The organism is Paraburkholderia panacisoli, from assembly GCF_008369935.1.
GTDB classification, from domain to species: Bacteria; Pseudomonadota; Gammaproteobacteria; order Burkholderiales; family Burkholderiaceae; genus Paraburkholderia; species Paraburkholderia panacisoli.
The window spans coordinates 68478-81410 of sequence record NZ_VTUZ01000018.1; the positions used below are offsets into that span (position 1 = coordinate 68478).

Here is a 12933-nt window from a genome sequence, read left to right on the forward strand (position 1 = left end):
AAGGAAGCACGACAATGCCCACGTAGGTCTCGGTTGCAATCTCACAGGAGGTCGAAGTGAAAGTCGCTATTGTTCACGATTGGCTAGTTGTTGCGGGTGGCGCGGAGAAGGTGTTGAAAAACATCATCGAGTGCTTCCCGAGCGCGGACATTTTTTCGATTGTCGATTTTCTGGAAGACCGCGAGTGCGTGAAGGGCAAATCCGTCAACACGTCGTTCATTCAAAAGATGCCCTTTGCGCGTCGACGTTACCGTGCCTATCTGCCGCTCATGCCGATCGCGATCGAGCAAGTCGATCTGTCCGGCTATGACCTCGTCATCTCCAGCTCGCACGCGGTTGCCAAGGGCGTGCTGACCGGCCCGAACCAGGTCCACATCAGTTACGTGCATTCACCCATGCGCTATGCGTGGGATCTGCAGCACCAATATCTCAGGGAGTCCCATCTGAACACCGGCCTCAAATCCGCGATGGCGCGCGTGCTGCTTCACTACATTCGCGGATGGGACTCGCGCTCGGCCAACGGCGTCGATCATCTCGTCGCGAATTCGCACTTCATCGCGCGGCGTATCAAGAAAGCCTATCAGCGGGAATCGACCGTCATTTATCCGCCTGTCGATCTCGCCAACCTGTCGTTATGTACGCAAAAGGAAGATTTTTACGTGACCGCTTCACGCATGGTGCCGTATAAGCGGATCGACCTGATCGTCAAAGCTTTTTCGCAAACGCCGGAACGCCGTCTCGTCGTGATCGGCGACGGTCCCGAGATGAAAAAGATCAAGTCCGTCGCCGGCGAGAACGTGACGATTCTCGGTCATCAACCTTTCGATGTGCTCGGCGACCATTTGCGGCGGGCCCGCGCGTTTGTGTTCGCGGCCGAAGAGGATTTCGGCATTTCAGTGGTGGAAGCCCAGGCGTGCGGAACGCCGGTCATTGCGTTCGGTAGAGGGGGCGTGCTGGAATCGGTCGTCGGTTTGCCGCTCGATCGGCCAACAGGCGTTTTCTTTGGCGAGCAAACACTGGAGTCGCTGCTGGAAGCAGTCAGCCGTTTTGAAGGCAACGCCCATTTGTTCGACCCCCGGCAGTGCCGCCGCAATGCCGAGCGCTTTTCATCGGAGAACTTCAAGACGGCGCTGACGAGTTTCATCGACGCGCGGCTGCCGTACGCATGCGTCGAACAGTTTCTTCCGTATCCTGTCAGAGACCCGCTGTCTGTCGAAGAGCGTCATTTTGCCGACGTGGCTTCATGAGACCGAAGGCGGTAGCGAACCCGTCCAAGGAAGGCCATGACGGACGGCACGTGACGATGAAGTTGCGGTGAACGTGTTTGGATCAGATATTCAAACGGCGCCTCGTGCCCATAGGTGAGCGAGGACACGAGCAGAAGGCTGACGGTCGGCCAGACTGGCTTGAGGCGATCGAGCTCGACATTGACAGCCGTCCGCAGGAAGAACAACGCCATAACCACGCCCAGCAGCCAGCCTGATGCCACTTCAGGCATCGAATGCGAGTGGTTCAGGAGGCGGGCAATAGCGGTCAGCGCCCCAATGCCCATGCCGGCGGCAATGCCCGGCAGCGTCGGTAGACGCCACCACTTCAATTGCAAGGTGATGGCTATCATCCAGATGGATGTCGACAGCACCGCATGTCCACTAATCACATGGAAATCTTCGGCGGGGATGGAAATACCCCAGCCCGCATACACCACCTTGGTTACGCCCACTAACGCAACGCCGGCGACGAGTATCGCGACGAGGCGCAATGCCAGGCGCACATTGAATAATGCGATCCAGCCGACGCAAAGCGCCGCCACGGGCAACGTGACGGCGGCATCGCCGATGTTGCTGAACACAGTCCACATAAATTCTCTCGCCTTCTGGTTCTTCAGTTCTTCGGTTCTTCGCTTTTTGCTAACCGTACGGCTGCAAGAGCGTTGGTCAGCCGCCCAGTTTAATGGGGTTGGCGAGCGGCAACTGATTCTTGCGGTTGCGGCACGAGTGCTACCGCACTGACCGCGCGTGCCGCGAGCAGCAGCGAAATGACGAGAGTAAGGATCAGGACATTCGACGGTGATACCAGCCGATGCTCGGTTCCCGCCATCACGAGTAAGCAGACTGAAGAAATCTCGACAAACCTGAATGCGGCGAAGTTCTGCCCGCCGCCGATCAGCGCGGCGGCCGCCGCCCCCTGTTTGCTCCATTCAATCAGCTTCCAGAAGAAGCTCAACATCAGCGCGAGCCCGACGATGCCGAGTTCCGCGAGGATATTCAGGAAGGAATTGTGCGCATGAGAGTCGCTATGTTCGACCGTGATGTCCGACGGCACGCCGAACAAATGGAAGTACGAGACGACACTGCCGATATGGTCGTCGAATGACCCGAAACCGAGACCGATGATCGGACTTTGCTCGAAGTAGGTGAGAGCCCGCGGCCACAACCATTCGTAGCGGATGCTCAGGTTAGCGACTTTCGCATCCTGATTCTGGATGGTAAAGGTGTAGCCCATGTAGTTGACCGTCGGCTCCGTATTGTAAATGGCCATGCCGATCGAAGCCGCCAGTATGCCGGCTATCATCGTGGCCAGCATCCAGCGCTTGCGGCCAAAGTAGAGGTAGGGAAGCAGGACAGCGACGCCCAGCAACGAGCCCCGGCTGTAGGTGGAGAAGAGCATCAGCGCGTTGACCGCCAGCAGCGCCAGGACCAACCTGCTGCGCCTTTGCAGGTAGCACGCTACGCCCAGACAGAACAGCATTGCAAAGAACCCGCCGGCCGCGTTGCGCGCGATGAAGTAGCTGCCGAAACTGTCTTCGGCATGCGCGAAGATGGCCAGTAAGCCATTCTCAAGAATGTAGTAGGCGTAGACCGGCAGGTTGATTATCACGGCGAACACGAAGAACGCGCGAAGCACCTTGTTCAGATCCCATCGGTGCGTGTACAGGCAGCCGGCAAAGATTGGCGCATAGGAGATGAAAAAGTTGCCGTCACGCCGGTAGAAGTCGAATTCGAGGAAAGAGCGGGGGTCGTAGAGCAGCGTGGAGACCGTGGCGAACAGCGTGAAAAGGGTGAGCGGCGCAATAAACGCAGGGTAAGTTCTGCCGAAAAAACGCCATGAACAAAAGACGATCGGTACGAATCCCACTGCACTCAACGGTATCAGGTTGGTGACAGTCAGGAATAAGGCAAGTAACGATATGTAAGCCATTGCGACTCCATTAAAAACGAATGGCGCACAGTGCTTGAAGAGCCGTCCACGCAGCGAAAGCCAGCATGGGATCGGAGATAGAAAGGCAGCGTGGCAACGGCAATGGACAATATCGGTGTCCTACCTTTGAGGCCGGATTTATCGGCCCGCTTACGTGAACGGTATCACGTGTCGCAATTGATTTCCAAGTTGCTCGCGGCTTTCAATCTGCCAATTCGGCCGCATTCAAGCGCTTAAGGAAAATGCCCGACGAGCACGGCCAAAACCTCACCGGTTCGCGCCAGAAATGCTGTGCTGCAGCGGACGCTGACTATGATTGACCTCATCGAGTACGGCGTTCGTGGCCTCAGCCGGTCGGCACAGGTCGACATGCGTATTGCTATTACGCGTGATGCCGCAACCCGCTCACGTTGGTGTTGATGTTTCTGGCCGAGCCCGATGCGCGGCCGCCGCGTGCATCGTCCGTCGCTGCAATCTGGACGCTTGGCTTCATCAGCCTGAAACGAACGTCCGCTCATTAATCACATCAGAAGGCCTCGTTGTGCATCACATCGCTACGCGTTTGCGCAGACGTCCTAAGAGCCATACCAGGTTCGCTTCAATATAAAGGAACTTTCTATGAGCAAGGCTACGTTGGTTGCTGGCGAGGCGGACATCAGTTCGTACGGCAGCGCGCAGGTGGATTATCCGCCGCTCGTGCAAGTGATTCTCGCCGGCGGATCGGGAACTCGCCTGTGGCCGGTGTCGCGCGAACAGTTCCCGAAGCAACTGATCGACGTGATCGGCAATCAGACCTTGCTACAGGCCACGATGGGACGCATGGCGGGTTTCAACAGCACGTGGGACGTCGCGGCGGACCCGGTGGTTGTCTGCGGGGCCGAGCATTATTTCGCCACCTACGAACAGGCTCGGGAAATTGGCGTGAATGCGCGCATCGTGGTCGAGCCCGCTCGCCGCGATACCGCACCGGCGCTCACGCTCGCCGCATTGGCCACGTGCGCGGACGGACAGGACGCCATCCTGGTCGTGATGCCGGCCGACCATGTGATTGCGGATCTGAACGCGCTGCATCACGCGATCGACATTGCAGCCCGTTACGCGCAATCGGGATCGATCGCCACGCTCGGCGTGCCGCCTGATCATGTGGACACGGGTTTCGGCTATATCCGGCTCGGCAGCGAGGTACAGGGTGGCGTGCGCCGCATCGAGCGTTTCGTCGAGAAGCCGGCGACGGAACTCGCGGCTCAATACGTGGAGTCGGGCCAATACTGGTGGAACAGCGGCATGTTCGTGGTGCGCTCGTCCGTATGGCTCGCGATGATCGAGCGGCTTGCGCCGCAGATTCATGCCGCCTGTGTTCAGGCTTACGGTGGCGCGAGGAAGACCGATGAATGTGTCGTTCCGGACGCGCCCGAATTTCTGCGCTCGCCATCGGACTCGATCGATTACGCGGTGATGGAGCAAATAGGCAAGCCCGACGTGCCGTTTGCCGGCGTGGTGGTGCCGCTCGTCGCGGGCTGGTCGGATCTCGGCTCGTGGGACGCGGTCTGGCAGGCGATGGAAAAGGATGAATGCGGTAACGCGTCGAATGGGCGCGTGCTGTTCGAGGGCGCCACCGCGACGTACGCACGCTCGCAAGGCGGCCGGCTGCTGGCGTGTGTCGGCACCAGCAATCTGATCGTGATCGAGACGGACGATGCCGTGCTCGTCGCGGACCGCTCGCACGTGCAGGACATCAAGGGACTGGTGTCGCGCATCAAGCGGGAGAAATCGCCCGAAGCCGACGCGCACAGAAAAGTTCGCCGGCCATGGGGTTTCTACGATTCGATCGACCACGGCGACCGTTTCCAGGTCAAACGCATCGTCGTGATGCCGGGGGCGCGACTGTCGCTGCAAATGCATCATCACCGCGCCGAACACTGGGTTGTCGTGAGCGGCACCGCGCTCGTCACGCGCGGTGAAGATCAGTTTCTTCTCGGCGAGAACGAGTCGACTTACATTCCGCTGGGGATACGCCATCGCCTCGAGAATCCCGGCCGCGTGCCGCTGCAAATCATCGAGGTTCAGTCGGGGACCTATCTCGGCGAAGACGACATTGTCAGATTTGACGACAAGTATGGACGTTGCGGCTGAATCGGTTGTATCAAACGGGTGCGTGCTCTCAGGGGGCTGCAATGCGATTGATTACTGGTCTGTTAGCGAGATTGTTCGACGTGGCGATGATCCTCGCGGGCGCTTTCGCGGCCTCCCAGATCCGCTTCGATTCGGGTTCCCAGCGAAGCTTCTATTTGGCTTTCGTTGCTTTCGCCGCGGCGTTTGCACTCGCGGTATTTCCGGCGCTCGGTGTGTATGCATCATGGCGCGGCCGCTCCAAAAGAGCGCTCGTAAGTCAGGTCGCGCTGGGCTGGCTGATCGTGCAGGGCTGCGCGATGGCATTGATGTTCTCACTGCACCGGATCGACTTTGTTTCGCGTCTCTGGTTCGTGTATTGGACCGGGATTGCAGGCGCCGCGATGATGGCCGGCCGCCTGATCACACACATGCTGTTGGGCCGCGTTCGCCATGCCGGCCTGAATTTGCAGCAGGTTGCGGTGGCCGCATGCGGGGATCATTGCGAGGAGATGATTCGCAAGATGGAGCTATCGCCCGCTGCGGGTTTTCGCGCCAACGCGCTGTATAACGTGCGCCCGGACAACTCGGCCGCGATCACGTCGCCCGTGCGGGTCTTTGAAGAACATGCCGCTTTCTCCCGCTACGTTCGCGAGCAGAAAATCGGCGAAGTGTGGCTGGCGTTGCCGCTCACCGAAGAGCGCGCGATCCTCCGGCTGGTCGACGAGTTTCGCAATGACCTGGTCAATATACGGTTCATGCCCGATGTGCGCGCACTCGCGCTGTTCGAAGGCAGCATCACCGACCTGCTCGGCGTGCCGACGATCAATCTGGCCGCGTCGCCGCTACCGCCCAATGCAATGGTGCAGAAGGAGCTGTTCGACCGGATCTTTGCGCTGAGCGCGCTGATCGCTGTGTCGCCGATTCTGCTGGCCTGCGCGATTGCCGTGAAGTTGAGTTCGCGCGGCCCGGTGTTCTTCAAGCAATTCCGTAAAGGCGCCGACGGACGGGTCTTCCAGATCTACAAGTTCCGCACCATGCGTCTGCACGAACAGAAGCCTGGCGTGCTCGAACAGGCGACGCGCAACGATCCGCGCATCACCAGAGTCGGCGGATTCTTGCGGCGCACGAGCCTCGATGAACTGCCGCAATTCTTCAACGTGCTGCGCGGCGATATGTCGGTAGTGGGCCCGCGACCTCACGCGCTCGAACACGACGATCTCTACCAGAACATTGTTTCCGGTTACATTCATCGCTACCGCATCAAGCCCGGCATTACCGGCTGGGCGCAGATCAACGGCTTTCGCGGCGAGACCGACCAAATCGAAAAGATGGAAGGCCGGGTGGCGCACGATTTGTATTACTTACGGAACTGGTCGTTCAGACTGGACGTAAAGATCATTTTCGCGACTGTATTCAAGGGGCTTCATCATCCTAACGCTTACTGATGTTAGATCGCGGCTCCAGTAATACGGTACAGGAAGAAGGTAGCTGGCTATGGAGGCAGTACGCTGGGTGGATGCGTTGCAAGCAGCGACGGCATCCGGCCCGGCATGTTTGCGCGGGACCGATTAAAAGAGCAAACGGCTACCGGTTGGGGCAAAACATGATGTTATTAGGCGTTGAGAACATAGCGAGACGATCCGTTAAGAGGGCGGCGCTATACAAGTTCCACCGGGGGCATGGCGCCCAGGCGAGGAAAGTGCTGCAATTGCTGGAGAAGAAATACGGCAGGGCCGACCCGGCGAACCTGAAACTGGCCGACACCTATGCGTGCGACGTGTTCGGCGACAGTGTCTACGCACCCTGGCTGCGCGTCTACACCGCATTCAGCAGAACATTCAAGGAGGGCTGGATTCCGGACAACTACTACGGCAGTGTCGTGGTGCCGAACATGAAAGGCTGGTACGGCAAGATATCCAATCTGAAGCCGGTATCGCGGCTGATCCTCGACGGCGACACGTTTCCGGACGTGGCCTATTTCGCCAACGGCCTCTTTTTCACGGATCAATGTGTGGTGGTGCCCGAGCACGAACTCAAGAGCGTCGTATTCCAGCATTCCGATCGAGTGGTGTTCAAGACGGATGGCTCAAAGCAGGGCAACGGTGTCTACATCTTCGACAAAGACACTTTCGATCGCGAAGCGATCAAGTCGCTAGGCAACGGCGTGATCCAGAAATTCGTTGTTCAGCACCGGCTGTTCAATGCTTTTGCGGCCAAGTCCGTTGCTACTTTGCGCTTTACGACGGTAGTGGACGACGCCGGCCGTATTTCCGTTCGAGCATGTTTCCTGCGCCTGGGCAGAGCGGAAGAGACCCATATCCGCTCCGATCACGAAGTCTGCGTGCCGGTCAACCTGGCAACCGGTGAACTGTGCGGCGAAGGCTACCTGAGCGATTGGGGCGCGACGCCAGAGCATCCGGATTCGAAGGTCCGTTTTGCCGGCGTCATGGTTCCGGCATTTGCGCAGTGCGTCGCCACCGTGCTCGGACTGCATAGGCAGATCCCGTTTGCCCGCTGTGTGGGATGGGATGTTACGGTCGATGCGGACAGCCATGTCCAGGTGCTGGAGTGGAACGGCGAGCACAACGACGTGAAGTTCAGCGAGGCCACGCAGGGCCCGTGTTTCTCGGATCTGAACTGGGAGCGGCTGAGGGCCGCATCGTAAGTGCGAGTGTCAGCGGCGCATGCGATGCTATCCATTTAGCTGGCGATTTCAAGGGCCCAACGGAGACGGGACGTGAGCGAACGGTTATGGTGCGTCCATATCGAAGGACTGAATGACTTTATTGCCACCGAATCCCACGAATCGGCGAGGCAGGAGGCGACGGCGATCAACGCGTATATCGACAGCGCCGAGAAAGGGCCGCGCGGGGCGCTCTTGCGAGCAGTGGTGATCGAATGGCCGTTTTCGCCCGGAGCTCATGCGCGCGCGCTTCATGACGACCTGCACGACCTGCAGCGCATGCCGCACAGACAGGCGCCCGCGAATCCGCCTGCGGGTGTGCTGGGCAATCTAGCACGGCGCGTGAAGGAGTTCGTGTCGGCGGGGCGCCATAAATGACGGGCGGCCTCAGGCGTCAGCCTCCTTGCCTTGACGCTTGCGCCGCAGCGCCAGCGCCACGCCGCTCAAGGTTAGCGCCATGGCCGCGATCTCCCTGAAGCCGAGCGGCTCGCCGAGCGCCAGCGCGGCTGCGACGATGCCCATGATCGGCACCAGCAGCATGCCGATCGACGCCACCTCCGGCGGCAGGTGGCGCAGCGTCGCGAACCACGCCAGATAGCAGACGCCCATCGGCACGAGGGTCATGTAGATCAGCACGGCCCAGCCTGCGGTATTCAATGCGGCGAAGTGCGGGTGCTCGATCAGCAACCCCAGCACGATCATCGGCGCGCAACCGAGCCCGACTTGCCACGCCACCAATGTGATCGGCGCAATGGGAAGCGGCGTGCGCGTGATGACGGTGCCGAGCGCGAACAGCACGGCCGCCAGCAGCGCGAACAGAATGCCGACGAGCTTGCCCGCGTCGAACGCGAAACCCTGGCCGCCAAGCAGCACGACGACCCCGGCGAGTCCCAGTGCGAGCGATACGAAACCTTCGGCGGACGGCCGCCGCGACAGCACCGGCCACGCGAGCAGCATTGCCCAGATCGGCATCGTATAGACGAGCAGCGCGCCTTCGCTCACGCTCAGCCATTTCATCGACAGCGTGGAGAAGCCCATCCACGCGAACACGTTGGTGCTGGCCGCGAGCAGCATGCGCGGCATCAACTGGCGCGGCACCCGAAGCGGCTCGCCCGAACAGAGCGCGACGATCGCCAGCAGGAACGCCGCCGTTACACCGGCTACGCCGCGCGAAAACAAAGGAGGCCACTCGCGCAGCAAGATTTTCATCGCGGGCCAGTTGAGGGCCCAGCCGGTTGCTGTCACCAGCAAAAAAAATACGCCGGCCCAGCGCGCGGACTTCATTGGAATGGGTTCGACGGTTGCCTGAAAGGCCGTCATGGTACCGCGTGCGGCGTGATGACGCGAAGTAGCCGCGCGCGCGCCGGCATCACTCCGGCAGCGGCACGTCCTCGATCAACTCGGCGCGCACCGCGCGGATTCTGCGGTCGACAAAATACCCGCCGCCTTCGACGTAGCGCAGATAAAGACGCCTGCACGACGAGCACTGCCAGACCGCGCAGCGGTTGTACGGGAAGTAGCGTGGTGCAATCGGCGCGTCGGCCGACCAGTAGGTGGTCTTGTCCGGCAGGTACTCGCTGAACGTCGGCTCAGGATCGTCTTCCGGCAACAGCGTGCCGATTTCCTCGAATTGCGCTTCGTCGAGCGAGAGCGGCTGCGATTGCCAACCGTCCAGCGGCGTTTTCGTGCATGTGCAAGGCGCGGTGGCGCGCGTTTGCGCCGCGCGCGCGAGTTCAAGGAAAGTTGCAGCGTTCAGGTATTGCGCCATGTGGCTTGTGGTCAGTTGTTCATCATCCGGTCCCGCTGGGGAGCGACCCATGCGCGGTCGAAGTCGCCGTTCGCAATCGACGCCAGCGCAGCCGCTTCCTTGGCCTGCTGGCGGCGCGCGCCTTCGATCACCGCGTCGACGTCGGCGGGTGCGATCGCGAGCACGCCGTCTTCGTCGCCGACCATGATATCTCCTGGATGTACGATCATGCCGCCCACCGTGACCGGCACGTTGATTTCGCCCGGGCCGTTCTTGTAGGGTCCGCGATGCGTGACACCGCGCGCGTACACCGGAAAATCGCGCTGACGCAGCGCGCCCACATCGCGAATCGCGCCGTCGATCACGAGACCCTGCACGCCGAGACTTTGCGCGAAGGTCGCCATGATCTCGCCCATCAGCGCCTGCGTGAGATCGCCCGCACCGTCGATCACCAGCACGTCGCCGGGCCGGCAATATTCGAACGCGCGATGAATCGCGAGATTGTCGCCGGGCCGCGTACGGACCGTTAGCGCGGTGCCGGTCATCGGCCGCGGCCGATGATACGGTTGCAAGCCACCCGTGCCGCTCGCGCGCGCCATGTTGTCGCTGAGCAGCGACACCGCCAGTTCACGCAACGCGTCGAGTGTGGCCGGCCTCGCCTGCGGCGCGCACTCGTATTCGCGCCATCCGATGGGATTCGAAGCGGAATTCATACTGTTGCCCCCCGTGCGGCGAATTGTCGATCGAGTTGACGCGGCAGCCGCGCATATACGCTGCATGCGTTGTCTTCATAGATGCGTTGCCGGTCCGCGTCGCTGAGCCATTCGATCGCGTCGATATAGCGGCGCGTGTCGTCGTAGTGGTGGCCGGTGCGCGGATCGATGCCTTGTACCGCGCCGATCGTCTCCGACGCGAACAGAATGTTCTCGACCGGAATGACCTTGGCGAGCAACTCGGCGCCCGGCAGGTGATAGACGCAGGTGTCGAAGAATACGTTCTTCAGCAGATGGTCTTCGAGCAGCGGGCGTTTCATGTCTTGCGCGAGCCCGCGATAACGTCCCCAGTGATACGGTACCGCGCCGCCGCCGTGCGGAATGATGAAGCGCAGGGTGGGGAAGTCGGCGAACAGATCGCCCTGCAGCAACTGCATGAACGCGGACGTGTCGCCGTTGATGTAGTGCGCGCCCGTCGCATGGAAGTTCGGATTGCACGACGACGACACGTGAATCATCGCCGGAACGTCGAGTTCGACCATCGCTTCGTAAAGCGGATACCACGAGCGGTCCGTGAGCGGTAAGCCGCTCCAATGTCCGCCGGACGGATCGGGATTCAGATTGCAGCCGATGAAGCCGAGTTCTTCGACGCAGCGCCGCAATTCGGCGATGCAGTTGGCGGGCGGCACGCCCGGCGCTTGCGGCAACTGGCACACGCCGACGAAATTACGCGGAAACAGCTCGCACACGCGATGCACGAGGTCGTTGCATTCGCCCGACCAGATCGCGTTCGCTGCGGCGCCGGCGAGATGATGGCCCATGCCGGCGGCGCGCGGCGAGAAGATCGTGAGGTCGGTGCCGCGTTCGCGCTGAATGCGCAGCTGGCCGTTCTCGATGCTTTCGCGAATCTCGTCGTCGCCAATGAAGGGCCGTGGGGGCGGTGTGCCGCCATTCTTCAGCGCGGCGATCTGTTGTGCGCGCCAGGCTTCGTGCTGAGGCGGCGAAGTCGTGTAATGACCGTGGCAGTCGATGATCATGCTGTGCAATACCCTCTTGTGTTCGTGCGGTAAACGGTGCCCGCTGTTTCGATCAGAATGCTCAGGTTCGCGGCGCGGCTTCGCCGGTGGCAAGCGAGGTGGCTTCGTCCTCGGCCGGCGTGACGCGCATCACGAGCGCGATGATCGTAGCGACCACCAGGAACGCCGCGATCGTCAGCAAGGCCAGTTTGAAGTTGCCGGTCGCATTGCGCACGAGGCCGATGCTCCAGGGGCCGACCAGTCCGCCGAACTGCGCGACGGTGTTGATCAGGGCGATCGTCGCGGCGCCCGCCGCGCCGGTCCTGAACGACGACGCGAGGCTCCAGAACAGCGGATTGCCCGCATAGATGAACAGGCCGGTCACGCACAGCAGCACATACGCGATCACGGGATTCGGCGCATACGCGCTGCCGGCGATCGCCAGCGCGCTCATGCCGTACACGAACGCGAGGTGCTTCTTGCGGTCGCCGGTGCGGTCGGAACTGCGGCTGATCAGAAAGGTGCCCAACACGCCGAGCAACGGCGGCGCGGCGGACAGAAAGCCGACTTCGAGATTGCTCAGCTCGCCGAGACTCTTGACGATCTGCGGCAGCCACAGGAACAGCCCGTAAATGCCGACCAGCGCGCAACCGAACAGGCCCGCGAGACTCCATACGCGGATGTCGTTCGCCACGCGCAGCAGCGGAAAATGAGCGTGGCCGCCGATGGCCTCGCGTTCGGCGGCGAGCGTCGATTCGAGCCAGCGCTTTTCATCGTCGGAGAGCCAGTTCGCGTCGGCCGGGCGTTCGGTCATGATGCGCAGCGTCAGCAGGCCGAGCAGCATCGCGGGAATGCCCTCGAGAATGAACATCCACTGCCAGCCTTGCAGACCCAGGATGCCGTTCGCGTAGGTCATCAGCGCGGTGGAGATCGGGCCGCCCAGCACGGCGGAAAACGACCCGGCGACGATATAGCCGCCGACCGCCCGCGCCCGGTAGCGGACCGGAAACCATTTGGTCAGGTAAACGGCAATACCCGGCAGAAAGCCTGCTTCCATCACGCCGAGCAGAAAGCGCAGCACGTAGAAGCTTGTATCGTTGAACACGAACGCGGTGGCGGCGGCGACTGCGCCCCACGTGAGCAGAATGCGCGCGATCCAGCGACGCGCGCCGACCCGATGCAGCAGCAGATTGCTGGGTATTTCCAGCAGCATGTAGCCGACGAAGAAGATGCTGCCGGCAAACCCGAACACGGCTGGGCTGAAGCCCAACTGCTTGTTCATGTCGAGCGCGGCGAAACCGATATTGATCCGGTCGAGGTAGTTGATGAACATCATGGCGAACAGCAACGGGATCAGGCGCCCGTATACCTTTCGCATGGTGGCGGCTTCGTTGAATGCGGTCATGCTGTCTCCTGCCATGCAGCGGCGGCCGTAGCCAGCGTTGCGTTTTATCGTGTAAGCGT

At 61.1% G+C, this 12933-nt stretch carries 12 protein-coding genes; 5 read left to right on the forward strand and 7 right to left on the reverse strand.

Going from position 1 to position 12933, the window contains the following annotated elements; all coding sequences use genetic code 11:
• Positions 1–56 precede the first annotated feature (56 nt).
• On the forward strand, positions 57–1247 hold the full coding sequence (locus FVF58_RS25365) for a glycosyltransferase family 4 protein (RefSeq protein ID WP_149672579.1): 1191 nt from the start codon (positions 57–59) through the stop codon (positions 1245–1247).
• Here the strand turns inward: FVF58_RS25365 and FVF58_RS25370 are convergent.
• Complete coding sequence (locus tag FVF58_RS25370) at positions 1223–1858, reverse strand: phosphatase PAP2 family protein (protein ID WP_149672580.1); 636 nt, start codon at positions 1856–1858, stop codon at positions 1223–1225. The genes FVF58_RS25365 and FVF58_RS25370 overlap by 25 nt on opposite strands.
• Positions 1859–1947: 89 nt before the next feature.
• The gene (locus FVF58_RS25375; protein WP_149672581.1) at positions 1948–3198 is read right to left on the reverse strand and encodes an O-antigen ligase family protein; all 1251 of its coding nucleotides are present in this window, start codon (positions 3196–3198) and stop codon (positions 1948–1950) included.
• A 618-nt stretch (positions 3199–3816) separates the two neighbouring features.
• On the opposite strand from FVF58_RS25375, the gene FVF58_RS25380 reads away from it, so the two are divergent.
• The 4 genes from FVF58_RS25380 to FVF58_RS25395 all read left to right on the forward strand — a co-directional run bounded on the left by FVF58_RS25380 (position 3817) and on the right by FVF58_RS25395 (position 8371).
• Positions 3817–5331 carry a mannose-1-phosphate guanylyltransferase/mannose-6-phosphate isomerase gene (locus FVF58_RS25380; RefSeq protein ID WP_149672582.1) on the forward strand — a complete coding sequence of 505 codons (1515 nt, stop codon included), beginning with the start codon at positions 3817–3819 and terminating at the stop codon, positions 5329–5331.
• Between the two features lie 41 nt (positions 5332–5372).
• Complete coding sequence (locus FVF58_RS25385; protein ID WP_149672583.1) at positions 5373–6755, forward strand: undecaprenyl-phosphate glucose phosphotransferase; 1383 nt, start codon at positions 5373–5375, stop codon at positions 6753–6755.
• Between the two features lie 158 nt (positions 6756–6913).
• Positions 6914–7975, forward strand: coding sequence for a sugar-transfer associated ATP-grasp domain-containing protein (locus FVF58_RS25390; RefSeq protein WP_149672669.1), 1062 nt, complete (start codon positions 6914–6916; stop codon positions 7973–7975).
• Positions 7976–8047: 72 nt separating this feature from the next.
• Positions 8048–8371, forward strand: coding sequence for a hypothetical protein (locus tag FVF58_RS25395; RefSeq protein WP_149672584.1), 324 nt, complete (start codon positions 8048–8050; stop codon positions 8369–8371).
• Positions 8372–8380: 9 nt separating this feature from the next.
• Here the strand turns inward: FVF58_RS25395 and FVF58_RS25400 are convergent, their stop codons facing one another.
• The 5 genes from FVF58_RS25400 to FVF58_RS25420 all read right to left on the reverse strand — a co-directional run bounded on the left by FVF58_RS25400 (position 8381) and on the right by FVF58_RS25420 (position 12874).
• On the reverse strand, positions 8381–9313 hold the full coding sequence (locus tag FVF58_RS25400) for a DMT family transporter (RefSeq protein ID WP_246217197.1): 933 nt from the start codon (positions 9311–9313) through the stop codon (positions 8381–8383).
• Positions 9314–9362: 49 nt separating this feature from the next.
• Positions 9363–9761 carry a hypothetical protein gene (locus tag FVF58_RS25405; RefSeq protein WP_149672585.1) on the reverse strand — a complete coding sequence of 133 codons (399 nt, stop codon included), beginning with the start codon at positions 9759–9761 and terminating at the stop codon, positions 9363–9365.
• A gap of 11 nt (positions 9762–9772) precedes the next feature.
• The gene (locus FVF58_RS25410) at positions 9773–10453 is read right to left on the reverse strand and encodes an RraA family protein (protein ID WP_149672586.1); all 681 of its coding nucleotides are present in this window, start codon (positions 10451–10453) and stop codon (positions 9773–9775) included.
• Positions 10450–11490, reverse strand: coding sequence for an amidohydrolase family protein (locus FVF58_RS25415; protein WP_149672587.1), 1041 nt, complete (start codon positions 11488–11490; stop codon positions 10450–10452). The genes FVF58_RS25410 and FVF58_RS25415 overlap by 4 nt, the downstream gene beginning before the upstream one ends.
• A 61-nt stretch (positions 11491–11551) precedes the next feature.
• Entirely contained in the window at positions 11552–12874 is a 1323-nt protein-coding gene (locus FVF58_RS25420) for an MFS transporter (protein ID WP_149672588.1), read from the reverse strand.
• Between the last annotated feature and the right edge of the window lie 59 nt (positions 12875–12933).

Coding starts and splice junctions, on each gene's coding strand:
- FVF58_RS25410 (WP_149672586.1), bottom strand. CDS start 10,453: ATGAATTCCGCTTCGAATCCCATCGGATGGCGCGAATACGAGTGCGCG.
- FVF58_RS25385 (WP_149672583.1), top strand. CDS start 5,373: ATGCGATTGATTACTGGTCTGTTAGCGAGATTGTTCGACGTGGCGATG.
- FVF58_RS25420 (WP_149672588.1), bottom strand. CDS start 12,874: ATGACCGCATTCAACGAAGCCGCCACCATGCGAAAGGTATACGGGCGC.
- FVF58_RS25380 (WP_149672582.1), top strand. CDS start 3,817: ATGAGCAAGGCTACGTTGGTTGCTGGCGAGGCGGACATCAGTTCGTAC.
- FVF58_RS25390 (WP_149672669.1), top strand. CDS start 6,914: ATGATGTTATTAGGCGTTGAGAACATAGCGAGACGATCCGTTAAGAGG.
- FVF58_RS25405 (WP_149672585.1), bottom strand. CDS start 9,761: ATGGCGCAATACCTGAACGCTGCAACTTTCCTTGAACTCGCGCGCGCG.
- FVF58_RS25415 (WP_149672587.1), bottom strand. CDS start 11,490: ATGATCATCGACTGCCACGGTCATTACACGACTTCGCCGCCTCAGCAC.
- FVF58_RS25400 (WP_246217197.1), bottom strand. CDS start 9,313: ATGACGGCCTTTCAGGCAACCGTCGAACCCATTCCAATGAAGTCCGCG.
- FVF58_RS25375 (WP_149672581.1), bottom strand. CDS start 3,198: ATGGCTTACATATCGTTACTTGCCTTATTCCTGACTGTCACCAACCTG.
- FVF58_RS25370 (WP_149672580.1), bottom strand. CDS start 1,858: ATGTGGACTGTGTTCAGCAACATCGGCGATGCCGCCGTCACGTTGCCC.